Source organism: Desulfofalx alkaliphila DSM 12257, assembly GCF_000711975.1.
GTDB lineage: Bacteria > Bacillota > Desulfotomaculia > Desulfotomaculales > Desulfohalotomaculaceae > Desulfofalx > Desulfofalx alkaliphila.
Map to the genome: position 1 here is coordinate 116,778 of NZ_JONT01000001.1, position 26,276 is coordinate 143,053.

Annotated in this window: 24 protein-coding genes and 1 tRNA gene; 23 read left to right on the top strand and 2 right to left on the bottom strand. The window is 47.6% G+C overall.

Features of this window, described 5'->3' with window-relative positions; all coding sequences use genetic code 11:
• Nucleotide 1: 1 nt before the first annotated feature.
• From nadD to BR02_RS0100655, 14 genes are all read left to right on the top strand, one after another.
• Complete coding sequence (nadD, locus tag BR02_RS0100590; RefSeq protein ID WP_031513200.1) at nt 2-604, top strand: nicotinate-nucleotide adenylyltransferase; 603 nt, start codon at nt 2-4, stop codon at nt 602-604.
• A 104-nt stretch (nt 605-708) separates the two neighbouring features.
• Nucleotides 709-957 (top strand): RNA recognition motif domain-containing protein, encoded by a 249-nt coding sequence (locus tag BR02_RS0100595; RefSeq protein ID WP_031513202.1) that lies wholly within the window; start codon nt 709-711, stop codon nt 955-957.
• A gap of 137 nt (nt 958-1,094) precedes the next feature.
• Entirely contained in the window at nt 1,095-1,682 is a 588-nt protein-coding gene (yqeK, locus tag BR02_RS0100600) for a bis(5'-nucleosyl)-tetraphosphatase (symmetrical) YqeK (RefSeq protein ID WP_031513204.1), read from the top strand.
• A gap of 56 nt (nt 1,683-1,738) precedes the next feature.
• Nucleotides 1,739-2,101, top strand: a complete 363-nt coding sequence (gene rsfS, locus BR02_RS0100605; protein WP_031513206.1) for a ribosome silencing factor — start codon at nt 1,739-1,741, stop codon at nt 2,099-2,101.
• A gap of 237 nt (nt 2,102-2,338) precedes the next feature.
• Nucleotides 2,339-2,414: transfer RNA gene (locus BR02_RS0100610), tRNA-Ala, on the top strand.
• 156 nt (nt 2,415-2,570) lie between these two features.
• Nucleotides 2,571-4,235 (top strand): AMP-binding protein, encoded by a 1,665-nt coding sequence (locus BR02_RS0100615; RefSeq protein WP_031513208.1) that lies wholly within the window; start codon nt 2,571-2,573, stop codon nt 4,233-4,235.
• A gap of 108 nt (nt 4,236-4,343) precedes the next feature.
• Complete coding sequence (gene leuS / locus BR02_RS0100620; RefSeq protein ID WP_031513209.1) at nt 4,344-6,824, top strand: leucine--tRNA ligase; 2,481 nt, start codon at nt 4,344-4,346, stop codon at nt 6,822-6,824.
• A 101-nt stretch (nt 6,825-6,925) separates the two neighbouring features.
• Nucleotides 6,926-7,450, top strand: a complete 525-nt coding sequence (locus tag BR02_RS0100625; RefSeq protein ID WP_238442365.1) for a DUF2179 domain-containing protein — start codon at nt 6,926-6,928, stop codon at nt 7,448-7,450.
• Between the two features lie 91 nt (nt 7,451-7,541).
• The gene (locus tag BR02_RS0100630; RefSeq protein ID WP_031513213.1) at nt 7,542-8,222 is read left to right on the top strand and encodes a DUF421 domain-containing protein; all 681 of its coding nucleotides are present in this window, start codon (nt 7,542-7,544) and stop codon (nt 8,220-8,222) included.
• A 95-nt stretch (nt 8,223-8,317) separates the two neighbouring features.
• Nucleotides 8,318-8,926 (top strand): ComEA family DNA-binding protein, encoded by a 609-nt coding sequence (locus BR02_RS0100635; protein ID WP_238442366.1) that lies wholly within the window; start codon nt 8,318-8,320, stop codon nt 8,924-8,926.
• Nucleotides 8,927-9,003: 77 nt separating this feature from the next.
• On the top strand, nt 9,004-11,382 hold the full coding sequence (locus tag BR02_RS0100640) for a DNA internalization-related competence protein ComEC/Rec2 (protein ID WP_031513217.1): 2,379 nt from the start codon (nt 9,004-9,006) through the stop codon (nt 11,380-11,382).
• A 53-nt stretch (nt 11,383-11,435) separates the two neighbouring features.
• A complete protein-coding gene (locus BR02_RS0100645) occupies nt 11,436-12,326 on the top strand; it encodes a diacylglycerol/lipid kinase family protein (protein ID WP_031513219.1) in 891 nt (296 codons plus the stop codon).
• Nucleotides 12,327-12,408: 82 nt separating this feature from the next.
• Entirely contained in the window at nt 12,409-13,452 is a 1,044-nt protein-coding gene (holA, locus tag BR02_RS0100650) for a DNA polymerase III subunit delta (RefSeq protein ID WP_031513221.1), read from the top strand.
• Nucleotides 13,453-13,537: 85 nt separating this feature from the next.
• Nucleotides 13,538-14,623 carry a TolB family protein gene (locus BR02_RS0100655; protein WP_031513223.1) on the top strand — a complete coding sequence of 362 codons (1,086 nt, stop codon included), beginning with the start codon at nt 13,538-13,540 and terminating at the stop codon, nt 14,621-14,623.
• Between the two features lie 11 nt (nt 14,624-14,634).
• Here BR02_RS0100655 and BR02_RS0100660 read toward each other — a convergent pair whose 3' ends face one another.
• Together BR02_RS0100660 and rpsT are read right to left on the bottom strand one after the other, a co-directional pair.
• The gene (locus BR02_RS0100660; RefSeq protein WP_031513225.1) at nt 14,635-14,838 is read right to left on the bottom strand and encodes a hypothetical protein; all 204 of its coding nucleotides are present in this window, start codon (nt 14,836-14,838) and stop codon (nt 14,635-14,637) included.
• Between the two features lie 305 nt (nt 14,839-15,143).
• Nucleotides 15,144-15,410: a 30S ribosomal protein S20 gene (rpsT, locus tag BR02_RS0100665; protein WP_031513227.1), complete on the bottom strand. Its 267-nt coding sequence runs from the start codon at nt 15,408-15,410 to the stop codon at nt 15,144-15,146.
• A gap of 127 nt (nt 15,411-15,537) precedes the next feature.
• Here rpsT and BR02_RS0100670 point away from each other — a divergent pair, with 127 nt between their 5' ends.
• The 9 genes from BR02_RS0100670 to dnaK all read left to right on the top strand — a co-directional run bounded on the left by BR02_RS0100670 (nt 15,538) and on the right by dnaK (nt 26,185).
• Nucleotides 15,538-15,870 carry a phage holin family protein gene (locus BR02_RS0100670; RefSeq protein ID WP_031513229.1) on the top strand — a complete coding sequence of 111 codons (333 nt, stop codon included), beginning with the start codon at nt 15,538-15,540 and terminating at the stop codon, nt 15,868-15,870.
• Nucleotides 15,871-15,980: 110 nt separating this feature from the next.
• Complete coding sequence (gene spoIIP, locus BR02_RS0100675) at nt 15,981-17,075, top strand: stage II sporulation protein P (protein WP_051688043.1); 1,095 nt, start codon at nt 15,981-15,983, stop codon at nt 17,073-17,075.
• Nucleotides 17,076-17,091: 16 nt separating this feature from the next.
• Nucleotides 17,092-17,427: a hypothetical protein gene (locus BR02_RS0100680; protein WP_031513233.1), complete on the top strand. Its 336-nt coding sequence runs from the start codon at nt 17,092-17,094 to the stop codon at nt 17,425-17,427.
• A 154-nt stretch (nt 17,428-17,581) separates the two neighbouring features.
• On the top strand, nt 17,582-19,396 hold the full coding sequence (lepA, locus tag BR02_RS0100685; RefSeq protein WP_031513235.1) for a translation elongation factor 4: 1,815 nt from the start codon (nt 17,582-17,584) through the stop codon (nt 19,394-19,396).
• Nucleotides 19,397-19,783: 387 nt separating this feature from the next.
• Nucleotides 19,784-20,914, top strand: a complete 1,131-nt coding sequence (gene hemW / locus BR02_RS0100695) for a radical SAM family heme chaperone HemW (protein WP_031513238.1) — start codon at nt 19,784-19,786, stop codon at nt 20,912-20,914.
• Nucleotides 20,915-21,049: 135 nt separating this feature from the next.
• Complete coding sequence (gene hrcA, locus BR02_RS0100700) at nt 21,050-22,084, top strand: heat-inducible transcriptional repressor HrcA (RefSeq protein ID WP_031513239.1); 1,035 nt, start codon at nt 21,050-21,052, stop codon at nt 22,082-22,084.
• Between the two features lie 23 nt (nt 22,085-22,107).
• Nucleotides 22,108-23,679: a TCP-1/cpn60 chaperonin family protein gene (locus tag BR02_RS0100705; RefSeq protein WP_031513240.1), complete on the top strand. Its 1,572-nt coding sequence runs from the start codon at nt 22,108-22,110 to the stop codon at nt 23,677-23,679.
• Nucleotides 23,680-23,691: 12 nt separating this feature from the next.
• Nucleotides 23,692-24,279: a nucleotide exchange factor GrpE gene (grpE, locus tag BR02_RS0100710; RefSeq protein WP_420795370.1), complete on the top strand. Its 588-nt coding sequence runs from the start codon at nt 23,692-23,694 to the stop codon at nt 24,277-24,279.
• Nucleotides 24,280-24,322: 43 nt separating this feature from the next.
• On the top strand, nt 24,323-26,185 hold the full coding sequence (dnaK, locus tag BR02_RS0100715; RefSeq protein WP_031513243.1) for a molecular chaperone DnaK: 1,863 nt from the start codon (nt 24,323-24,325) through the stop codon (nt 26,183-26,185).
• Nucleotides 26,186-26,276 lie beyond the last annotated feature (91 nt).

A 26,276-nucleotide genomic window follows, 5' to 3' on the forward strand; every position in this document is an offset into this window, starting at 1 on the left:
GATGAGTACGCTGGCAATAATGGGGGGCACCTTTGACCCCATTCATTACGGCCACCTGCTGGTTGCCGACCAGGTGCGCCATAATTTTAATTGTGATAAAGTTTTGTTTATTCCTGCTGCCAGGCCGCCGCACAAAGAAGGGGTGCCCATATCTTCGGCAAGACACCGGCTGGCCATTACCCGATTGGCAGTGGCATCAAATGACGCCTTTATGGTTTCTACCTTAGAAATTGACCGCCCCGGTCCTTCGTACACCGTGGACACTGTCAAGGCGGTGCACCAGCTATACCGCCCTGAAAAACTGTACTTTATCACCGGCGCCGATGGGGTGCTGGAAATAATGACCTGGAAAGATGTGAACCAACTACTGTCCCTGTGCTGCTTTGTGGCTGCCACCAGGCCGGGTTTTGATATTGGCAATTTAAAAGAAAAACTTAAAGATTTACCGGAAGAAAAATTAAAAAATATAATTCCCCTGTCTGTTCCTGCCTTGGACATTTCCAGCACCGATATTCGCCGGCGGGTAAGAAAGGGTGAACCGATAAAATACTTACTGCCGGAGCCTGTGGAAAAATATATTAAAAACCATCGCCTTTACCTGTAAGAGCTGGAAAATCTTTGCCCTGCTAAATTTGAATCACTGCTTTTCCATCTGCAAATAATAGAGACAGGCTAAACTTAGATAGCACTGGAAAGAGGTGAGGAAATTTGGCACGCACGCTGTATGTAGGCAACCTACCATGGACCACCAAGGCCGATGATTTAAAAGAAGCCTTTGAAGCTTACGGTGAAGTGATTTCAAGTCGGGTGATAACTGACCGTGAAACAGGCAGATCAAGGGGCTTTGGTTTTGTGGAAGTAAATGATGAAGATGCTGACAAAATGATTGAAGCATTAAACGGCGCAGAATTAGAGGGCCGGGTAATCACTGTAAATGAAGCCAAGGCCAGAGAGTAATTACTGGAACCTCCGCCCCTTTGGGATAGGAGGTTTTTTTCTCTATAAGACCCTTGTTACCTTTTGTAAAACTTGCCCAAATACACCACACTTGTTATACTTTAGCCTGGAGTGATTTATCAAGAGGTAACAAGCCCATGAAGAGCAAAAACATAGAAGAAAAATTAAAGCATAATATTTCTGCCCACCGCTATGAACATACTTTGGGAGTGGTTAATACAGTTCGGCAGTTGGCGGCACATTTTAATGTGGATCCGGAGAAGGCAGAGTTGGCGGCCCTGCTGCACGACTGTGCCCGGGATTATGCCGACGACAAACTGCTGCAGCTGGCCAAAGAATTTGGCATTGAGCTTGATCTTGTTTATCGCCATTTTCCGGCCATGCTTCACGGTCCTGTGGGGGCCATGATTGCCCGGCAGGAATACGGTGTGCTGCAGCCCGATGTACTGCAGGCAATTAGTATTCATACCCTGGGCTCCGGCAGGATGGATGATTTAGCAAAGGTATTGATGGTGGCCGACTCCATAGAACCGGGCCGCAGCTATAAGGGTGTAAACCGGTTGAGGAAAGAGGTTTATGCCTGCAAGGACAATTTAAACCTTGCGGTCTTGAACTGTCTTGAATTTAAAATGGCAAGTGTGATAAAATCAAGATATTTACTACACCCTACAGCGGTGGAGGCTCGTAACGCCCTGCTAATGGAATTGAACTGTAACAATTGCTAAAAGTTTGAGTATATTTACTAATAAAATAAATGTCAGCTAAACAAGGAGGTATGGAATTGACACTTAGCATCCAACAGATAGTGGATGTAGCCCGGAATGCTGCAGAAGAAAAAAAGGCCCAAGATATCACCGTGCTGAACATTAGTGGCATTTCGGTCATTTGCGACTACTTCGTAATTTGCAGCGGTCAAACCGGCATACAGGTAAAGGCCATAGCTGAAAACATTATTGATAGGCTGATTGAGCGTGGGGTGGCTCCCAAACGTCGGGAAGGATTGCGGGAAGGCAATTGGATATTACTTGATTATGGCGACGTGGTGGTGCATGTGTTCAGGGAAGAAGAGCGCGCATTTTATAACCTGGAAAGACTGTGGGGAGATGCTCAAGTGGTGAATAATTCAGTGGTTAGCCAAAATTAACATGTAAAGTGGTATTGACAACCTTGTCTTGTTGTCTTATAATAAACATCGTTACATTGATACAGCAAAACATCGAAAAATATCGATGATGAGGAGTAGTAAATGGTACCGCTCTGCAGAGAGCCGTCGTAAGGTGTGAGACGGTGAGCCTAACATTGAACTCGCCTCTGAGATTTGTGGGGGATATGTACTCCATGACGTTTAGTACTCGTTACGTACTTGAAGAGGGTGTTATATGGGGCTGTAGCTCAATTGGGAGAGCGCTTGAATGGCATTCAAGAGGCCAGGGGTTCGATTCCCCTCAGCTCCACCATATATAACCAATTAGGGTGGTACCGCGGGAAAACTTCTCGTCCCTTCAGGGATGAGAAGTTTTTTTGTATTCTTAAGGGGGAAGCTTGGAAGAACTTTCAAACATTTATTATAAGTAGATTACAGAATATTCTGATATGATTTAGGAGGGAGAAGTATGCAAAAAATTGACAAGGTGACCATTGGGCAGGTGTTGGAAGATGTGGCGAAAAAATATCCGGATAACGATGCGGTGGTTTATACCGATAGGGACTTGCGCCTTACCTACAGTGAGTTTAACAGCAAGTGCCGCCTGGTGGCACGGGCATTAATGGCCTTGGGAATAAAAAAAGGTGAGCACATTGCGGTATGGGCCACCAACGTTCCCGAATGGGTGCTGATGCAGTTTGCCACCTGTAAAATGGGGGCAGTGTTAGTTACTGTGAACACAAATTACAAGGCCTTTGAGTTAGAGTATCTGTTAAAGCAGTCTGACAGCACCAGCCTGTTTATGATTGGCGGAATTAAAAACTCTAACTACTATGATATCATCTATGAACTATGTCCGGAGCTAAAGGATGCTGAACCCGGCCAACTAAAGAGCCAGCGTTTGCCCCTTTTGAAAAACGTTATTAATCTAACTGACGAGAAAAAACCGGGAATGTTTACCTGGTCGGATTTACTTGCCATGGCTGACCAGGTGTCTGAGGAGGAATTAGATGAACGAATGGCATCCTTGGATCCCGACGATGTTATTAATATGCAGTATACATCAGGAACAACCGGTTTTCCCAAAGGAGTAATGCTTACCCATACCAACTTGGTGGGCAATGCCCGCAGTGTGGCCCAGTGTTTAAACTTTTCCCATAAAGATCGGCTCTGTATACCGGTGCCTTTTTTCCACTGCTTTGGATGCGTGTTGGGAACCTTAACCTGTGTGGTTAGCGGAGCCACCATGGTACCGCTGGAATCCTTTAACCCATACCGGGTGTTAGAAACGGTAGAAAAAGAGCGCTGTACTGCGGTACACGGGGTACCGACCATGTTTATTTTAGAACTGGAGTGTCTAGACAAGGGCAACTACGACCTGAGCTCTTTGCGTACGGGAATTATGGCCGGCTCCCCCTGCCCCATAGAAGTGATGAGAAAGGTCATAGATAAAATGAATATGACCGAGATTGTCATCACTTACGGCCAAACTGAATCGTCGCCGGGTATCACCATGACCCGTACCGATGACCCCATAGAAGTGCGGGTAAATACCGTGGGCAAGGCCCTTCCCAACGTAGAAATGAAGGTGGTGGATCCTAACACCGGGGAAGAATTGCCGCCGGGTGTGCAGGGTGAGGTTTGTGCCCGTGGGTATAATGTAATGAAGGGATACTACAAAAACCCTGAGGCCACTGCCTTGGCCATAGACCAAGACGGTTGGCTGCACACCGGTGACTTGGGTGTTGTTGATGAAAAAGGTTATTTAAAAATAACCGGCAGATTAAAGGATATGATAATAAGGGGCGGTGAAAATATTTACCCCCGGGAAATAGAAGAGTTCTTGTACACCCACCCCAAGGTTAAAGAGGTACAGGTGGTTGGGGTGCCCAGCCAAAAATATGGCGAAGAGGTGCTTGCCTTTATCAAGGTGAAAGAGGGAACGGTATTGACCAAGGAAGAAATCCAAGAGTACTGCGTGGACAAAATTGCTCGCTATAAAATACCGCAATATGTGCTATTTGTTGATAGCTACCCTGTTACAGCCAGCGGTAAGGTGCAAAAGTATAAACTTAGAGAGCAGGCCATTGATATACTGGGATTAAAAGAAATCGCGGACATTGAAACTGCATAAGGTGTTTGGTAGGCTGTATAATATTGTGCACATTGACAAATTATGATAAAATGACCGAGGTAATTAATAATTTTTCTATCCCCAGTGCTTTTTTAGGAGGAACATATAGTGGAAGAACGTTACGATTTTAAAAGTATTGAGCAAAAGTGGCAGCAGACCTGGGAACAAAACCAAACCTACCAAGTGCCGGACTTTTCTGATCGTCCTAAATACTACTGTTTAGAAATGTTTCCTTATCCCTCGGGCAAGCTGCATATGGGTCATGTGCGCAATTACTCCATTGGTGACGTGGTGGCACGTTTTAAAACCATGCAAGGTTATAATGTGCTGCACCCCATGGGTTGGGATGCCTTTGGCCTGCCGGCGGAAAACGCTGCCATTAAACACGGCGTGCACCCGGCCAAGTGGACCTGGGAAAACATTGAAGCCATGAAGTCCCAGCTAAAACAGCTGGGACTTGGTTACGACTGGCAGCGGGAAGTGGCCACCTGCCACCCGGACTACTACCGCTGGACCCAATGGATATTTTTAAAACTATACGAACAGGGCAAGTGTTACAAAAAAACCTCCACCGTAAACTGGTGTTTGTCCTGTCAAACCGTACTGGCCAACGAACAGGTGGTGGAAGGCTCCTGCGAGCGCTGTGGTACCAATGTGGAACAGCGGGAGCTGGAGCAATGGTTTTTCAGAATTACAGATTACGCCCAGCCCTTGCTGGATGACATAAAATCCCTTTCCGGCTGGCCGGAAAAGGTGCGTATTATGCAGGAGAACTGGATTGGCCGCAGTGAAGGTGCTGAAATCATCTTTAAGGTAACCGGTTCTGAGGAGGAAATTCCGGTATTTACAACCAGGCCGGACACCGTTTTTGGTGTGACATATATGGTGCTGGCTCCGGAACATCCCCTGGTAGAAAAACTTACTGCCGGAACAGACTATGAAGAAGAGGTCAGTGCCTTTGTGCGTAAGGTGCGGGCCATGACAGTGCGGGAGCGCACCACCACAGTTGAAAAAGAAGGTGTTTTTACCGGTGCCTACTGCAAAAACCCCCTGAGCGGTGAAAGGGTTCCTATTCTTGTCGGTAACTATGTGCTGCTGGAGTACGGTACCGGAGCTGTAATGGGTGTGCCGGCCCACGACCAGCGGGACTTTGAGTTTGCCACTAAATATAAGTTGCCTATTATTCCGGTAATTAAGCCGGAGGGACAGGACAGCCTTGAGGAACTCACTGAGGCATATACAGGTCAAGGGGTGCTAATTAACTCCGGCCAATTTAACGGTATGCCCAACGAAAAGGCCAAAACTGAAATAACTAAGAAATTAGAAGAAATTAATCAGGGCAAGGCGGCGGTAAATTTCCGCTTGCGGGACTGGTTAATATCCCGCCAGCGCTACTGGGGTACGCCCATACCCATTATCTATTGCAAAAAGTGCGGCGTCTTGCCGGTGCCGGAGGATCAACTGCCGGTATTACTGCCTACCGATTTAGAATTTAAACCTTCGGGAAAATCACCCTTGGTGGATAGCCCGGAATTTGTTAATACCACCTGCCATAAATGTGGCGGTGAGGCCAAGCGGGAAACAGACACCATGGATACCTTTATTGACTCCAGCTGGTATTATTTGCGCTATACCAGCCCGAAGGACAATGATAAACCCTGGGACACTGCCAAAGCCAACAATTGGATGTCTGTGGACCAATATATTGGGGGCGTAGAGCACGCCATTTTGCATTTGCTGTACTCAAGATTTTTAACCAAGTTCTTTAACGATTTGGGCTTGGTAGAGGAGAAAGAGCCCTTTAAAAATTTGCTTACCCAGGGCATGGTGTTAAAGGATGGGGCTAAGATGTCCAAGTCTAAGGGCAACGTGGTCAGCCCCGAAGAAATTGTGGGTAAATACGGTGCCGATACCGCCCGCTTGTTTATCCTCTTTGCAGCCCCGCCCGAGCGGGATTTGGAGTGGAGCGACCGTACAGTGGAAGGTTGCAACCGGTTTTTAAACCGGGTGTGGCGATTATTCCACTCGCTCTTGGAAGAGATTAAGGATGCTCAACCGGTAAGGGGCGGAACTAAACTGGTTGGTGTCCACCAAGAAATGCGCCGCCTTACACACCAAAGTATTAAAAAAGTCACTGAGGATGTGGATACCAGGTTTAACTTTAACACCGCCATCAGTGCCGTAATGGAGCTGGTTAATGCCCTCTATACCTATCGTGATAAGGTGCCCGGTGCCGAAAGAAACAGCGCTGTGCTGAGGGAATCAATTGAAAGTATGGTCTTGCTGTTAGCACCCTTTGCACCCCATATTACAGAGGAGATGTGGCATAGACTGGGGTATAAGGAAAGTGTGCATTTGCAAAGCTGGCCCAAGTATGATGAGTCGGCCATAGTGGAAGAAGAAATAACCATTGTGGTGCAGCTAAACGGCAAAGTAAGGGACAGAATGACAGTACCTGCTAATACAGGCGCAGACCAAATGAAAGAATATGTACTGCAACAAGAACGGATACAACAGCTCATTGCCGATAAACAAATTGTAAAAGTTATTTCGGTACCCGGCAAATTGGTAAATATAGTTGTAAAATAACATATTTACGGCAGATTCTCTGTTTTCTCCTATAGAATTTTGTGTGCTGAATGATATGGGGTGAAGCAGGGAATCTTTTTCTGTTAGGGAGGGTTAGAATTGTGGACAGTGTTATTTTTGGTTACGTATTTATTTTCATAGCCCGGGTAATGGATATGTCGCTGGATGTTATCCGTATTTTGATGCTTACCAGGGATAAAAAATTACTGGCCGCTGCCATTGGCTTTGTAGAAATAATAATTTTTGTTGTGGCACTAAATATGGTGATGGCCAACGGCTTAGATGATCCGTGGAAGATTATTGCTTATGCCGGCGGTTTTGCCACCGGGAACTATGTGGGAGCCATGGTGGAGAACTACCTGGCAGTGGGTTTTGTGTCCCTTCAAATATTTCCCCGTAGGGCCAAAACAGGTGAAGCCATCAACAGGCTTCGGGCCGAAGGTTTTGGTGTCACCAGTGTGGTAGGAACGGGACGAAGCGGTCCCCGCACCATCCTGTACGTTATTGTTAAGCGAAAGGATTTAATAAAGGTACAAAATGTGCTGGACCAAATAGATCCCAAGATTTTCTACAACATTTCAGACGCCCGAAGCATTCGGGGCGGAGTATTTCCCGGTAAGGCCTAGGCAAAATAATTTGAATTTTATTGGCTTTAACTACACAAGCTAATATGGCAACTACACTAAGGCCGGTGAAATTTTATTGTTGTTTGAAATTATGCTCCGCACCTTTGTAATGTATTTTTATGTGCTGTTAATACTGAGACTGACCGGAAAACGTGAAATCGGTCAGCTTTCTCCCTTTGATTTTGTGGTGGCCATCATTGTGGCAGAGTTGGCGGCCCGGCCGCTGGAGGATCCAAACATGCCCTTGTGGTATGGCTTGGTGCCTATTGGCTTGCTGGGCTTACTTGAGGTGGTGCTTTCTTGGTTAACGCTCAAAAGCAGAGGCCTTCGCCTGTTCCTGTATGGGCACCCCCAAACTATTATTAAAAACGGTAAACTGCTGCGCTCAGAAATGAAAAAAAGCCGCTATAATCTGGATGACATTATGTGCCAGTTGCGCGAACACGGAGTGGCCAACATTCAAGATGTAGAAATGGGTGTGCTGGAGTGTTCCGGTAAGATGAGTATAATATTGAAATCTCAAAAACGGCCGATAACTCCGGAAGACTTAGGCTTACGCACCAAATATGAGGGTCTGCCTACCATATTAATAATGGATGGGGAAATAGCCAGGGAGAACTTAAGGCTAATTGATTTAGATGAAGAGTGGTTACTTCAAAGGTTAAGGGAAAAGGGTTTAACTGTGGATGAGGTGCTAATTGCCACCATATCCACCGACGGCCGCCTCTTTATTAATGAAAAGGATGATGGCAAAAACAATCGGGACAAGTAAATTTTGGTAATAAGCTGTATTATTAAAGGAGGAATTCTCGCTTTTACCTAGAATTTTACATTTACATTAGTTAATATGCCATTAAAGTTGGGTAGGTGCTTAGATTGCTTCAAGTTGGTCGCCGGGAGCAACTGGTTATTTTAGTACTGCTGGCGGCACTGCTCTTTGGCGGTGGTTACCAATACGCCCAGCATAAAGCATCTTTAGAAAACCAACCGGTGCTGGTGCCGGTGGAAGAACAAAATGAAAGGGAACCCAGTCAACTGGTGGTACATGTCAGTGGAGCGGTAATAACCCCGGGTGTATATTATTTGGAAGAGGGCGCCCGGGTTATTGATGCGGTTCAGTTGGCGCAGCCGGCCCCGGAGGCTGATTTAGACGGCCTTAATTTGGCGGCACCGTTAACTGACGGACAGCCTGTGCCGGTGCCCTTTAAGTTGGATGCCGGTCCCTTGGCAGAGGATATGGCTGCCAATACGGTGCAAGGTCACCAAAGCAGTGCAGCGGGAACAAAGGTAAATATCAATACCGCCGATGCCGCCCAGTTGGAGACCCTGCCCGGCATTGGCCCGACCCTGGCCCAGCGTATCATTGATTATCGCCAAGCCAACGGTAATTTTAAAGCGATTGATGAAATTCAAAATGTATCCGGCATTGGCGCTAAAAAGTACGAAAGTATTAAGGATTTAATATCCGTTTATTAATTATCAACGGTGAAAATTATAAATTCAGAACTACTAAAAGGCGCAATTTTCATTTGCGCCTTTTTAGGTGATCTGTTATGAACCGTCCCTTGTTTAAATTTTGTACAATATTTATACTGGGCCTGTGGCTGGGAACTTTTTTGTCACTGCCCCTGGGGGTGTTATTCACTGTCTGCGCAGTGCTGCTCATTTGTGCCGGCTTAGTTTATTGGTTAGCGGACCACTACCTCCCTTGGCTTTTGGTGCTGCTTTGTCTGAGCACAGGGCTGCTTATGGTCGGAATATATGATGAGACACACCGGTCTTCGCTGGTGCACTATGCCGGGCAAAGGGTAACTGTCACCGGCGTGATCACCGACTACCCCGACCAAAGGCCGGACAAGGTATTTTACCTTGTGGATGTCCGGGAGCTACAAGTGCAGGGTGAAACTGCCCGGGCCCATGGATTAATGCGGGTGGCTGTCTATAATCCTTCCCAAATATATACCTATGGTGATTTAATTGCCCTAACCGGTTTAATTCAGGTGGTAGAGCCGCCGGGCAATCCCGGTACCTTTGATTATCGAGCATATTTAGAGCGCCGGGGCATTCATGTGGTAATGTCAGTTTGGGATGAGCAGCAGGTAAATAAGTTGGGCACTGCAGCCTATGACGGCCTTAAAGGCCTGTCCCTATCTGCCCGAGAGAGATTGCAGGGGGTTATTGATGACACCCTGGCGCCGGAACACAGTGCACTGGTACAGGGGATGCTCTTTGGCAGTAGGGGAATGATCCCTGACGAAATTAATGCCGATTTTCAAAGGGTTAGTTTAGTACATATTTTATGTGTTTCCGGTTTACATGTGGGCTTGGTTTTAGCCGGCTTTTTGATATTATACCACCTGCTACGCCTTCCGGCAGGGTGGGCAACACCGCTGGCCTCCCTTGTGCTGGTGTTTTATGCTGTTATGACCGGACTGGGGCCACCGGTGATCCGGGCCACCGTAATGGGCCTGTTGGTGCTGTGGGCAAGGCAGCTTGGGCGCCATCGGGACTGGCCCACAACCATGGTGCTGGCGGCGGCAATTATTTTGGCCAGGTGGCCCTACGCACTGTGGGAACCGGGGTTTCAACTCTCCTTTGCGGTGGCCTGGGGTATCCTTTACCTCACCCCCTGGGTAGAGCAGCGCCTAAAAGATTGGCCCCGCCCGGTAAGGTTGGCAGTGGCGGTGCCCCTGACAGCGGAATTAACGGCAGTGCCTCTGATGGCCTATTATTTTAGCATTGTATCGCTGGTGGGTGTGGTTACCAACATTTTAGTGGCCCCGCTGGTGGCGGCGGTGATGCTTTTAAGCGGCCTTTCTATGCTGCTGGGCTTAATACTGTTTCCCCTGGCAAATATCTTGGGCGCAAGCACAGGGGCGCTCTTGGATTTAATGCTATGGGTGGTGAAAACCATGGCGTCACTGCCCATGGCGGCAGTGTATTTGCCTTCCCCGCCCTGGTGGGCGGTTGTGGCGGCATATGGTCTCTTGGCATACCTGCCCAAGGCATCATTAAAGGGGCAGTCATGGGAACGGCACCGCCGGCTGATGGGTATTGTTGCGGTGATTATTGCCCTACTCCTTTTATTGGTGCCCAACGGTACCCAAAACAAGCTGACCGTACATTTCATTGATGTGGGCCAGGGGGATGCGGCATTGATCCAGACCCCGGGGGGAAAGAATATCTTAATAGATACGGGCGGCTTGCCCGGTGAATTTGAAAGCGGAAGCGGTGCCGGCAACAAGGTGGTGCTGCCCTATCTACAATCGCTGGGGGTTAATGGCTTGGACCTGCTGATCTTGAGTCACCCCCACGAAGACCACGCCGGGGGCGCCCTGGGCTTAACCCGCAGAATGCCGGTGAAACTGGTACTTGTGGCGCCGCTGGAGAGTATTAATGATTACCCCGCCGGCTGGGAAAGGCCCGATACCGGCTACTTACAACTGCTGGCACGGCTGCAGCAGCGAGGGATGCCCATACGGGAGGGTATTGCCGGACATAGTTTACAAGTGGATAAGGATGTTGACATAGTGATACTTTCACCCCATCAGCCGCTGCCCGATTTAAACGACAGCTCGCTGGTGGTGAAAATAGACTACCGTGAAAGAAGTTTTTTGTTTACCGGGGATATCGGCGAAAACAAACAAAGGCAGCTGGCCCGGGATGTAAAAGACCTGCAAGCCGACGTGCTAAAGGTTCCCCACCACGGCAGCCGTTTTTTTAATCCTGATTTTTTTGCAGCCGTGGCCCCCCACATGGCCGTCATCAGTGCAGCAAAAAACAACAGGTTTGGGCACCCGGCCCCTGAACTACTGGAGCATTTGGAGGGGCAGGGGGTTAAAATATACCGCACCGACCGGCATGGAGCAGTAATTGTCAGCACCGACGGTTCATCGGTTTGGGTTGATACAGGAAAATCTTATCAAGACTGATCAGGCAGTCCAATAAAAATCATAGGTGAACTTTATGTTAGGAGTTGTCTTACTTGAAAAAAGCACTGATAATTTATAATCCAACCAGTGGTAATCATAAATTTCCCCAGCAAATTGACAGTGTTGTGGAGAGCTGCCACCGGCACGGTTACTTACCCACCCTTTATCGCATTTGTCCCCATTTAGATTACGACCGGGTTTTTGATGCCATTGGCAAATATCAAGTTTTGTTGGTATCCGGCGGCGACGGTTCTGTCAGCCGGGCTGTAAACAGACTGATGCAGTCAGATGCAGACCTGCCGATGGGCATTATACCGGCGGGCACAGCCAATGATTTTGCCACCGCCTTGGGGTTGGAAAAACACCCCGGCATGGCGGTGGATAAGTTGCTGGGCGGAGGGGTGGCCAAGGTGGATATTGGCCGGATCAATGACCGGTATTTTATCAATGTGGCCAGTGCAGGGGTCTTGACTACCATTTCCCAAGAGGTGAACAACGCCATAAAGAGCCGCCTGGGGGTGACCGGCTACTATTTAAAAGGTTTAGAACACCTGTGGCAGGCTAAACCAATGCCTGTAAAAATGGAAGGGGATGGCTTTAGCATTGACCAAGAAGTAATGCTGTTTTTGGTGCTAAACTCATCCACCGCCGGCAGCATCCGAAATGTGTCACCCAAGGCAGCCATTACAGACGGTCTGCTGGATGTGATCATATTAAAAAAATGTACACCGGCCCAGCTTGTTCCCCTGCTGCTGCAGGCCTACGAAGGCAGGGGCGCACATTTAAACAGCCCGCTGGTGGAGTATTATCAAACCAGCCGGCTTAGGGTAAGTTCAGAAGAAGATATAAAGACAGATATTGACGGTGAGCCGGGGCCAAAAATGCCCCTGGATATAGAAGTGCTGCCGGGACGGTTAAAGCTGCTTATACCCACGGTGGGCTAAAGGAGACGGCACACAATTATTTGTACAGGTCAATTCAGGGACAAGCATTTAACAAGAAAGGGAAAGGTGAGGGCTGTTAAAAGTGCTCTATTACGAAAGAATTGTCAATAGTTTAAAACGCGGGGTGGTGGCACCGGTATACTTATTTTACGGCGAGGAAGTTTATCTGCGGGAACAAGCGGTGGAGCGATTTAAAGAAAGCTTGCTCACCCAGACGGCGGATTTTAATTTTGATGTGCTGGATGGGGAAAGGGTGGAGCCGGCGGAGGTTGCAACTGCTGCCAGTACCCCTCCCGTGATGGCTGAGCACAGGTTGGTACTGGTGAAAAACCCGCCCTGGTTTTCCGGCGGTAAAAAAACCGGCGGCAAGCAGGCGGAAGGAAAAGAATCCAGGGAGCCGGCAACACTAAAGCCATTGCTGGATTATTTAGCCAACCCCTTAACCACCACCTGCCTTATCTTCAACGCCGGTATCACCGTTGACCGGCGCAGGAAAATTTACAAGGCTGTTGAAAAGGCCGGTCAGGCAGTGGAATTTACCCGGCTTAGGTCCAAGGAACTGGCCGGGTGGTTGGACAGCCAATGCCGTTTAGAAGGCATAAGGCTGGAACCTGCCGCCCGGGAGCTGCTTATTAGCGGAACCGGCAACGGGCTGACCGGCTTGGAAAAGGAATGGCAAAAACTGATCACCTATCTGGGGGATGGCAAGCAAGTAAGGGTAGAAGACCTCAAGCAAGTAATTCACTATTCGGTGGAGTATAAAATCTTTGATGTAATGAATGCCATTGGGCAATGCCGTTACGGCTTAGCTCTGGAGGGAATTAAAGAACTGCTGATAAACAAAGAGCCGCCGCAAATTATACTGACAATGGTGGCCAGGCAGTTTCGCTTAATGCTTCAAGTAAAAGAATTATCGGCCCAGGGTTTGTCTGCCCCGGATATAGCCAGGCGAATTAACGAAAAACCCTACCCGGTACAAAATGCATTAAAATTACATCGGAACTTTACCCGGCGTCAGCTGATAAGGTCGTTGATTCAGCTGGCCGAACTGGATGCAGACACAAAAACGGGGCGGCAAGAGTTTTACCCGGGTATCGAACGGCTCTTGCTAAATATTGCCCGGTAACAAGGTGCTTTTTAATGAAACGTTTTTGTTAATAATCCGTCTTAATTATAAGTGTATATTAAAACTTAATATGGGGGCGTCTGGATTGAAAAAAGTTCTAGTGGTTTTAATGTTGCTTATGCTGGCGGTGGGGTGTCAAAGCAGCGATGATCTTGATGATCCAACTAAAGCGGAAAAAATCCCCGGTGACTTTAATGTTGACATCACAGGGATTAGCGATCCACCCCGGTGGTTTACACCGGTTAGTTGGTTGAGCGATAACAAAATATTTGGGCAAGCAGGCTATAATTCGATAATTTGGCATACAGATACAAAGGAGCAAAAACTACTGAAGGAACCTACCTGGTCAAGCACCATATCACCGGACGGAAAATACTTGGCCTATACAAACGAGCAGGGTCTGGCAGTTATTAACTTGGAAAGCGGTGAAGAAATATGGCCGCAATCACTGGAGGGGGAAAAAGAACAATTATTAAACCCGGTGCCTAAACTGTGGTCGCCGGATGGCAGCAAGTTAATGTACTCATATGATTTTGAATGGACCAGTGACTTGTATATTTATGATATCGCCGCCGGTACCGTAAAAGAATACAGACTAAAAAAAGAAGACAGTTCTCTTGTTTCGCCGGTGCGTTGGTTAAGTGATGAGGAAATATTGTTCGTTGTTGGTTCAGTAACCTCAAAAACAGGGGAACAAGAGTATACCGAGGCCGGCTATCGCAACAATTTAAAAGTTGCCGATCTTGACGGGAACAGCAAGGCTTACACAGACACCGAAGACTTTACTTATGTATGGCCGGTGGGGGTTTCTGCCGACAATGAAAAGGTGGCATACATTCTCTATCACGTCCACAACGGCATGAAAGAGCTGCATCTTCTAAGTTTAAAAGACGGAAATGACGAGACACTGTTAAAAGATGGGGACTTAATGTTTGCTACCCTAACTGCCGATGGGCAATACCTTGTCTATGTAAGCCAGGAACAACCCGAAGGCACCGGTCAGCTATATGCTATGCAGTCGCACAGTAAAAAAGTTAAACCGGTATTGGATATAAAATATCATTTTGATGTAGTTGAAATGTTAAGTAACAACAGAGGCGATCAGGTGTATGTGACCATTAAAGAAGCGGGAAGGGATTATAACCATAAACTGTTGACCATTACTCATTAATTAATCGCCAATTAACCGCCGGCCTGTTTACACTCCGCAAAGACGCCACCGGGAAAAATGTAAGAGCTCCTTGCCTGCGGGCGCCTGCGTAACTCGCTGAGCTCAAACATACTCGGCGCCATTCCTCCGGCTGCGTCGCTCTTTTTATTAATGGTGGCTAGCCTTTGCTGCGGTAAACAGGCCGGCTGGGTCAGTGCTGTTAGGCGTTTATACAAAATGAAGCATACTTAGCCGCCGGCTATTTACACTCCGCAAAGAGCCAGCAGGTAAAAATGTAAGAGCTCCTTGCCTGCGGGCGCCTGCGTAACTGGATGTGCTCGAACATACTCGGCGCCACACCTCCGGCTGCGTCGCTCTTTTATTAATGGTGGCTAGCCTTTGCTGCGGTAAACAGGCCGGCTGGGTCAGTGCTGTTAGGCGTTTATACAAAATGAAGCATACTTAGCCGCCGGGTATTTACACTCCGCAAGAGGCCAGCAGGGCACAAAAAAACACCCGTTAAATCAGGGTGTTTTTCTTATTAGCTGGCGCTACGATTAAAACGCTTGGTTAAGCGCGACTTTTTGCGTGCCGCAGTGTTTTTATGTATAACGCCTTTGGTTACCGCTTTATCCAGAGCCCTTAAAGCTTTTTGCAGAGCCAATTTTGCTTCTTCGGTATTGGCTTTGGTTAGAGACTCGTCAAACCGGCGAATAATTGTACGCAATGCAGATTTAATGCGAGTGTTGCGCATTGTGCGCTTGCGGGTTACACGCACCCGTTTTTCTGCAGATTTAATGTTAGGCAACCTACCTTCACCTCCCCAACATGCACAATTTTACCACGGGTCAAAAAAAATTGCAAGCATCATCATGGTATATCATTCCCCTAAATGGAGAAATATAAAGTTAAATTTTAATAAGGGGGGTGAAAACTTGATTGGCTTAATTGTCAGGTTTGTGGTATCGGCTTTGGTCTTGTTGGCAGTAAGCTGGCTTGCTCCCGGTTTTGTGGTGTCAGGTGGCTTTACCGGTGCATTGATAGCTGCTGTAGTTATTGCGGTATTGGGTTACATAGCGGAAAGTTTACTGGGTGATAAAATAGATCCCCAGCGTCGAGGAGTGGTGGGCTTTGTAACCGCAGCGGTAGTGATTTACCTGGCCCAATTTATTATACCCAACCTACTCAGCGTAAGCCTGGTAGGTGCATTAATTGCTGCATTCATTATCGGACTTATAGATGCTGTTGTTCCCACGGTAATACGTTAGTATAGGCCCCCTGCTATGATGGGCAGGGGGCTGTTTGTTTATACAAAAGAACATATTGCCTTTTCCTCTGGCATATCAATATAAAACAGACTGTGCTGGGAGGAAAAAGGATGAATTACAGCCGCGCGGTGAGGCATTACCGCATTCAATTAATACTGAAAAGGGTACGCACCTATTTATATTGGTTGTTGGTGTTAGCATTGCTGCTGTTATTATTGATTAACCCACACCGCTCAACCGTGGCCGGTTTACTGGCTAATTTGGCAGGGAAGTGCACCGGGGCGGTGGTTGCTATATTTGCAGACAACCCTCAAAATTTAATGGCCGCTGTGATGCCTGCCATGGCTTGGGCCGATGAATCTGCCGTCCGGTCCGGTCCGGAGATGATAATGTTGGCCTTAGGCACCATTACCCGGGTGGACATGCACAATCCGCAAAATTTAATCCAGTCTCAAATACCTTTTTTTACGGATACCAATACCCAACAGCCGGAAGAGGGGCTGCGACTGATAGTGCCCCCGGATGATGAAAGGGACAAAAATGCAAGGGATCACTTAGAAGGTCCGGCATTGGTGGCAATATACAACACCCATACCGGGGAAACCTATGCCTTAACAGATGGGGTGGAAAGGCTGAACGGCAAACGGGGTGCCGTCGTTCAGGTGGCTGAAGTTTTAGAAGAGCAGCTTAATAAACATGGCATTGGGGTGGTGCGATCTGACACTGTTCATGATGCCGAATATAATCGGTCCTACATAGAATCAGAAAAAACGGTGCAAAAATTTTTAGAAGAACATGAAAATCTTCAACTGCTCTTGGATATCCACCGGGATGCCGCCCGTCCCCGCTCTGACAGTTATATAGAAATAAAGGGGGAAAAGGTGGCCAGAATAATGTTTGTGGTGGGCTCCGATGCCCGCATGCCCTTTCCCAATTGGCAGCAAAACCTGGCCGCCGCCCGTCAGGTGGAAAGCAAAATGGAAGAAATGTATCCCGGTCTTTCCTTGGGAATTAGGGTTAAGGAAGGCCGTTATAATCAGCATTACCACCCCGGGGCCATGCTTATAGAGGTGGGGACGGTGGAAAACACCACCGAGGAAGCCCTGCGGGCGGCAAAACTGCTGGGCGATATCCTGGCCCGGGTGTTGAAGGAAGATAACTTCCAAAATATGCATACTGAAAGCTTCAAAAGCACATCCTATTAATGGGAGGTGCTTTTTTGTGCGCCATAAACTAATGGTCCTTTGTTTGGTGCTGGCGCTGGCGGTCATTTTTACTGCCGTGCAAAAAACAACATGCAGCTTTAACAGTCACCTGGCTGAACACCAGCAGATTGAATTTTTTGCATTTAATTATCAAGATGATGCTCCCTCATGGCAGGTAACCTTTCTTGGCCGATCTTACAAGCTAGGCAAAGAGCAATTAGACCGGGTGAAAAACACCCTGGCCGGATACTGTGAAGAAATACCTATTGGGCAAATTATAAATTTCCAATGGATGGAGTCTGCCAAATGCTGGGCCGACAATTTACTGTTAGATTGGCAGTCAAAGGATTAAAGCCAAGTTGATAGTAGGTAAATATGGTGCTATAATTTAAAAGTATGCCTTGTATAACTAGGCACCATTACCAAGTTTATTGTTAATTTAGAAGGTAATGGACCTAGGCTGACGTAAAATGTTAAGGTAAGTTTTTTCGGAAAGGAGAGTCTTGATGTCAATTAGTCAAGACCGCATTCGCAACTTTTGTATTATTGCCCATATTGACCATGGCAAATCAACCCTGGCAGATCGTCTCTTGGAGTATACCGGTGCTTTAACCAAACGGGAAATGGAAGAACAGGTACTGGACTCCATGGATTTGGAGAGAGAGCGTGGCATTACCATTAAGTTACAGGCTGTCCGCTTGGTTTACAAGGCCAAGGACGGTCAAGAGTACCTAATAAACCTGATAGATACTCCCGGGCACGTGGACTTTACCTATGAAGTATCACGCAGTTTAGCTGCCTGTGAGGGTGCGCTCTTGGTGGTGGATGCCTCCCAAGGAATTGAAGCCCAAACCTTGGCCAACGTTTACCTTGCGCTGGAGCACGACTTGGAGATTATTCCGGTAATTAACAAAATAGACTTGCCCAGTGCCCAACCGGACGAGGTAAAGAGTGAAATTGAAGAGGTAATTGGTCTGGATACATCCGATGCAGTGTTGGCCTCGGCTAAAACCGGTCTGGGTGTGGCAGAAATAATGGAGCAAATTGTACAAAAGATACCGCCTCCCAAGGGGGATGAAACTAAGCCCTTAAAGGCCCTTGTTTTTGACTCCCACTATGATTCATACCGGGGAGTTATAGCTTACATGCGGGTGGTAGAGGGTACCCTTAAAAAAGGTATGAATATTCGCATGATGGCCACCGGGGCCGAGTTTGAAGTGAGCGAGGTGGGCTACTTTCTTCCTACCCCCACCACCTGCGATTATTTAAAACCCGGTGAAGTGGGTTATGTGGCTGCCAGTATTAAAAATGTTAAGGACTGTCAGGTGGGGGATACAATTACCGATGCCGACAGGCCTGCGGAACAACCCCTGCCCGGTTATCGCAAAGCCACCCCCATGGTATTTTGCGGCCTGTACCCGGTGGATACCGTAGATTACACCGACCTGCGGGATGCCCTGGACAAGCTGAGCCTAAACGATGCCTCTCTCATTTATGAGCCGGAAACCTCCGAAGCCCTGGGCTTTGGTTTTCGCTGCGGTTTTTTAGGACTGCTGCACATGGAAATAATTCAAGAGCGGCTGGAACGGGAGTACAAACTGCAGATTATTACCACCGCACCCAGCGTGGTATATCATGTTTACACCACCGACGGCCAAATGTTGGAAATTGAAAACCCGTCAAAAATGCCCGAACAGGGAAAGATAGGTCGGGTAGAGGAGCCCTTTGTCAAGGCAACCATTATGGTGCCAAAGGATTTTGTCGGTGCAGTGATGGAATTGTGCCAGGAGCGCCGGGGTGTATTTAGCAACATGGAGTACATGGGCATCACCCGGGTAATGCTTACCTATTATTTGCCCCTGTCTGAAATTATTTATGACTTCTTTGACCAGTTAAAATCCAGCACCAGGGGCTACGCCTCTTTGGATTACGAAATGAGCGGCTATCGGGAAACAAATCTGGTGAAAATGGATATCATGCTGAACAATGAGCCCTTAGACGCCCTTTCATTTATTGTTCACCGGGACAAGGCCTATCACCGGGGCAGGGCAATGGTGCAAAAATTACGGAAGTTAATACCCAGGCATCAGTTTGAGATACCTGTACAGGCAGCCATTGGCAATAAAGTTATTGCCCGAGAAACGGTAAGGGCCCTGCGTAAAGACGTGCTGGCCAAGTGTTACGGCGGTGACATTACCAGAAAGCGCAAGCTGCTTGAAAAGCAAAAAGAAGGTAAAAAGCGCATGAAACAAGTGGGCAGCGTGGAAGTACCCCAAGAGGCCTTCATGGCGGTGTTGAATATCGGGGAAGAGGATAGGTAATGAATTATAATAGGTTTTTACATAATTAAGGATTCGAGAAATCGAATCCTTAATTATTAAATTTATTAGGGGGGTGCCGTTTAAACTTGCACTTTCTCAATAACAGATTTGTATATGTTAATGTAATAGCTTTTTCCGTTATTATAATTATGAATTTGCCCCGGCCCTTTTCTTTTGAGGACTTTTGCTACGCTCTTTTTGCCGGTGTTTTGCTGGGCACCGTCACCGGAATAATTTTCCACACCATTTTTATTTATTTAAAAAAGTTTATGGACGGGCGTAATTGACTCTTTCTTTGGTTAGCCATGCCCCATGGGCACAGGCGGCTGTCCTGGTCTATTTTCTTACTAACTGGGGAAAACTAGTGCTGTAGAGGGGAAATGTTTTGTGATCCTTGGTTTATATGTACACGTGCCCTTTTGTTTGCAAAAGTGCCACTATTGTGACTTTGTTTCCTATCCATATAGTTATCCTTTGGCAGAGGATTATCTTAAAGCTTTGGAACTGGAGGCGGCATATTATGCCCGGCTTTTTCCTGAATTAAAAATAAACACCCTTTTTATCGGCGGGGGCACCCCCACTGTGCTGGAAGAAAGGCTCTTGTCCATCTTGTTGGACTGTTTACAAAGGCACCTGGGCTGGCAGCAGGATGCTGAAGTGACAGTGGAGGCTAACCCCGATACCTTGGATTTGTCAAAACTTACTGTGCTGCGCCGGGGAGGGGTAAACCGCCTCAGTTTAGGTGTGCAGGCCTGCCAGCGGCATCTGCTGCAGTTATTGGGTCGGACCCATGGGTATCAAGAGGTGGTGCAGGCTGTGGAAGATGCCAGGCAGGTGGGGTTTGATAACATTAATCTGGATTTAATTTTTGGTATTCCCGGTCAAACCCTTGACCATTGGCGGCAATCCCTGCGGCTATTGACAAGGCTTGATCCAAACCACCTGGCCTGCTATGGTTTGCAATGGGAAGAGGGTACACCGCTCACAACTGCCCTTGATAAGGGCCGCTTAAAGGCAGTTTCCCAAGAAGAAGAATTGGACATGTATAATGAAGCAATTATTTTTTTAACGGCCCAGGGGTACCGGCATTACGAAATTTCTAGCTTTGCTAAACCGGGCTATTATTCCCGGCACAACCTCTGTTATTGGCATAACGGCCCTTATTTAGGTTTAGGGCCCGCTGCCCATTCACACCTTAATGCCCGGCGTTGGGCCAATACTGCAGATGTTGAACTCTATGTCAGTCAGTTGGCAAAAGGGGTGGCGCCGGTGGCGGAGAGTCACCCACTGAGCCGGCAGGACTCCATGATAGAAACCGCCTTTATGGGTTTGAGGCTGCTGGAAGGTATAAACTTAAAACAATTTTACAAGCGTTTTGGTTTACATTTAACAGATGTCTGGCAGCAGGAAGTTGCAGAACTTAGGGCCGACGGGCTGGTGGAGCTGAAAGACAGTCACCTTAGGCTGACACCTAAGGGTTTGCCCCTTGCGAACCTGGTTTTTAGTAAGTTTGTATAAAGCCCTGGCTTAAGTTTTATATGGGTGCTTATGGTAAACTACCCGCTTGACAAAAAACGGGTGTGGTGCTATGTTTATTTTGGGAGCACTTTAGCACTCAACAAACTAGAGTGCTAACAGAAGGAGGTGGTTCCTGTGGTAATGGATGACCGGAAGAAAAAAATATTGCTGGCTATCATTCACGATTACATTTCCACTGCTGAACCGGTGGGATCGAGGACCATTTCCAAAAAATACAAACTTGGAGTTAGTCCGGCCACTGTTAGAAACGACATGGCAGATTTAGAAGAACTAGGGTTTATTGAACAGCCCCACACTTCAGCTGGGCGGATACCTTCAGATTTAGGTTACCGTTATTATGTGGATTATTTGATGGAAAAGGAGCAGCTTACTGAAAGACAACAGCAGCTTATTAATGAAAGTTACAGCAGTAAATCCCAGGAAATTGGCAGAATAATTTATCGAACAGGCCAACTTTTAACCAGGCTGACAAACTATCCTTCCATGGTAATGGCACCTCAAGTTGCTGACTATACAATAAAATACGTTCAGCTGGTTTCTATGTCGCCCACCCAGGCCATGGTGATTGTTGTGCTTGATACCGGGGCGGTGCAGCACCAGATGATTGAGGTGGCAGAAAACATTACCCAGGCAGACTTAGAACAAATTTCATCGGTGTTGAATGCAAAGTTGTCAGGGGTTAACCCCGAACACATTAAAATGACCATCATGAAGGAAATATATTTCGAGTTATCTAAGTACAGGTACTTTCTGGATGTTGCTTTAGGTCCCTTGGAAAACCTTAGGGGTGAAACCAAGGATAAGATTTATTTGGGCGGGGTATATAATATACTTAACCAACCGGAATTCCATAATATTGAAAAACTAAAGACCCTTTTATCTCTGTTGGAAAAAGAACAACTGCTGCAGGAAATCCTTACCGACAGCAGCAGTGACAGCGATGTTTCTGTACGTATTGGGGTGGAGAACAGCTATGATCAAATAAAGGACTGTACTATGGTTACCGCCACCTATCATATGGGTGACCGCTTGGTAGGTACCCTGGGGGTGCTGGGGCCAACCAGAATGGAATATGCCAAAGTAATTTCTGTGGTTGAGCATTTGGCAAATATTTTAAATCAGACTATGAGTAAAATTAACCGCGTGTAAGTTGACGGTGAGGAGGAAGATAATTGAGTTTGAAGCAACATGCCAGCCAGGGCTCTGAGGTGGATGAAAGGCTGGCGGCATTAATAACCAACTCCAATGCAGTGCGTGCCATTTCTGCAGCGGTGGAGGGCACCCTTGGTCCCAAAGGGCTTGATACAATGCTGGTGGATCGGTTTGGCGAGGTGGTAATCACAAACGACGGTGTTACCATTCTCAGCATGATGGAGGCCAGCCACCCCGCTGCAAAAATGGTAATTAATATAGCTAAGTCTCAGCAGGAGGAGATTGGGGACGGCACCACCACCGCCACTGTAATGGCCGGCGCCCTGGTTAGCGCCGGTGTTGACCAGGTGGCCAGGGGGGTGCCGGTGGCCCGGGTTATTGAAGGTCTGAGGGCGGGCCTAAGGAGAGCCCAAGGGGAAATTGAGAAACAGGCCAGGGCCGTTACCGGTCTCGATGATCCGGCAATACGGCAGGTGGCCCTGGTGGCCGGCCGGGAACATGAGGATATTGCTGACCTGGTGGTAAGTGCTGCCAAGTTAATTGGCCAAGAAAAGCTAGAGGACACTGCCTTTAAACTGGCTGACGCTGTGCTGGCGGAGGAAGGGGCAGAAAACGGTGTCTTTATGGGCGTTATAATTGGCAAGGAGCGCATGAACAAGCAAATGCCCAAAGACTTACAGCAAGTAAAGGTCTTGGTCATTGATGATGCCCTGGAGCCGGAAGAAATTGAAGAAGAATCCCTCGGTACTGAAAGTGGATTTGCACGCTACCTGGAACTGCAAAATGAATTTCGTACCAATCTACAAAAAATAATTGATCTAGGGGTCGGCCTGGTGCTGGTGGACCGGGGGGTCAATGATCTTGCCGAAGAAATGCTTACCGATGCCGGAATAATGGTGTTACAGCGGGTGCCCAATAAAGAGCTGAGCAAGGCGGCAGAGCACTGCGGTGCCCGCATGGTTAAACGCACCGGCTTAAAAAAGAAGGAGCCCGATTTGGCTAAATATCTGGGTTATGCCCAGAGGGTAAAAAGTGATGAAAAGTTGGAACAGGTTTGGATTTTAGAGGGCAGCGGCAAGCCCATGGCCACTGTGCTGGTGGGGGCTGCCACCTCTGAGGTGGTGGGGGAACGTCAGCGTATTGCCAAGGATGCTGCGGCAGCGGTACAGGCTGCAGTTAAAGGCGGCGTGGTGCCCGGAGGGGGCTCGCTGGAACTGGCAGTGGCCCGGGAAGTGGAAAAACTCCGGGAAGAAACCCGCGGCATGGCCGGTTTTGGGGTGGACTGCGTAGTTGAAGCCTTAAAACGCCCCATGGCCCAAATAGTGTCCAATGCCGGCTTTAATCCCCTGGAAAAGATGGGCGATGTTTATGTTGCACAGATTGAGCAGGGCAAGGCTTCAATTGCCCTTGATTGTGATAGCGGTGAAGTGGCTGATATGCTGGAATTGGGCGTGGTTGACCCTGCCCTGGTAAAAATATACGCACTTAAGGCTGCCGGTGAAATTGCAGAGGCAATTTTAAGAATAGATACCATTATTAAAATGCGTGACGGTAAATCCGGTGATGACGGTGATGTGAACTCAGATGTTTAATAGGTTTGTGGGGTGATAATTTTGACGGAAGAAAACAAGCAAAAGCTGCAGCAGGAGACGGAAAAGGAAGAAGTGCAGGAGACAGAAAAGGAAGGGCTAAATGAAGCTTCTGAAGACCAAAAGGAAGCCGCTGTGGAATTAACATTGGAGCAAATGCAGCAATTGCTAGACAGCAAAACAGCCGAGGCAGAGGAAAATTATAACCGCCTGCTAAGAACCCAAGCGGATTTTGATAACTATCGGCGGCGCACCAAAGAAGAGCGGGAACAACTGATTAAGTATGCAAGTGAGAGTTTAATAATAGAACTGCTCCCGGTGCTGGACAACTTTGACCGGGCCCTGGGTGCTGCAGACACACCCGGAGATGATTTTGCAGCCGGTGTAAAAATGATTCATCGCCAGCTGATGGAAGTGTTAAACAAGGAAGGCTTAGAAGAAATTGCTGCCGAGGGGAAGGAGTTTGACCCCATGGTGCATGAGGCTATGATGCAGGTGGAAAGCGATGAACATAGTGAAAACACAGTGGTAGAAGAATTGCGCAAAGGATACACTCTAAAGGGCAAGGTAATTCGTCCCAGTTTAGTTAAAGTTGCTAAATAAGCTTAAGACAAGATACATAGGAATAATTGGAGGTTGATTGCAAATGGGCAAAGTAATAGGTATTGATCTTGGCACTACTAACTCCTGCGTAGCCGTAATGGAAGGCGGCGAAGCGGTGGTTATTCCTAATGCTGAAGGGGCACGGACCACTCCTTCGGTGGTAGGTTTTTCTAAAACCGGTGAGCGGTTGGTGGGTCAGATTGCCAAAAGGCAGGCTGTGAGTAATCCCGACCGCACCATTAGTTCAATTAAGCGTTATATGGGTACCACCCATAAGGTTAATATTGAGGGTAAAGACTATTCACCCCCTGAAGTTTCAGCAATGATATTGCAAAAAATGAAGGCTGATGCGGAGGCTTATTTGGGCACCAAGGTTACTAAAGCGGTAATTACTGTGCCGGCATATTTTTCCGATGCCCAGCGTCAGGCCACCAAAGATGCCGGTAAAATTGCAGGCTTAGAGGTGCTGCGTATTATTAACGAGCCCACCGCAGCGGCATTGGCTTACGGTTTAGATAAAGGTGAAGACCAAACGATACTGGTTTATGACTTAGGCGGTGGCACCTTTGACGTATCCATTTTAGAGCTGGGCGACGGCGTATTTGAAGTAAAGGCCACCAGCGGTAACAACCGTTTAGGTGGCGACGACTTTGACCAGCGCATTGTGGATTGGATGGTAGCGGAATTTAAAAAAGAATCAGGCATTGATTTGAAAAACGACCGCATGGCAATGCAGCGTTTAAGGGAAGCCGCTGAAAAGGCCAAAATTGAATTATCCGGCGTAATGACTTCAAACATTAACCTGCCCTTTATTACAGCCGGTGAAGACGGACCCAAACACTTAGACTTAAACTTATCCAGGGCTAAGTTTGATGAACTGACCGCAGACCTGGTGGAAAAAACCATGGGGCCAACCAGACAGGCAATGGCGGATTCCGGCCTGGAACCTAAGGATATAGATAAAATATTGTTGGTGGGTGGTTCTACCCGTATTCCGGCGGTACAGGAAGCAATTAAGAAGTATTTAGGTAAAGAGCCTCACAAGGGCATTAACCCCGATGAGTGTGTGGCATTGGGGGCTGCCATTCAGGCAGGGGTGTTGGCCGGTGAAGTGAAGGATGTTTTACTGCTGGATGTGACACCGCTTTCCTTGGGAATTGAAACCTTGGGTGGGGTATTTACCCGTTTAATTGAGCGCAACACCACCATTCCCACATCAAAGAGCCAGGTCTTCTCCACTGCCGCTGACAACCAAACCACAGTGGAAATTCATGTGCTGCAGGGTGAGCGTCCCATGGCGGCAGACAACAAGACACTGGGTCGGTTTTCCTTAACCGGTATTCCGCCGGCACCCCGGGGTGTACCGCAAATTGAAGTTAAGTTTGATATCGATGCTAACGGTATAGTAAATGTATCTGCTAAGGATATGTCTACCAATAAAGAACAAAGTATCACCATTACCAGCAGCGGCGGTTTAAGTGATGAAGAAATTGAAAAAATGGTAAAAGACGCTGAACGCTATGCCGAAGAGGACAAAAAGCGCCAAGAGGCAGTTGAGGTACGCAACAATGCCGATAGCTTGATTTATCAGGCTGAAAAAGCGGTGAAAGATTTTGCTGAAAAGGCCGATAAGGCTATGATTGACAAGGTAAACAAGGCCATTGAAGAATTGCGCACCGCAATGGCCTCGGATAACATTGAAGATATTAAACAAAAGACTGAAGACTTAACTAAACCGCTGTATGAATTGACCACTGCCATGTATCAGCAGCAGGCAGAACAAGAGGGCGGTGAACAAGGCGGCTGCCAGGGCGGCACCTGCGGTGCTCAATCTCAAGCTGAGGATGAAAATGTGGTGGACGCTGAATATAAAGTAAAAGAAGAAGAGGACAAAAAAGACAAATAGCACATAATATAGTATAATGTTGAGTGTTCAAAATATTTATTTTGAACCGAACAGTAAAGTCCCGCAGGGGAGGTTACCTCCCCTGCGCTTT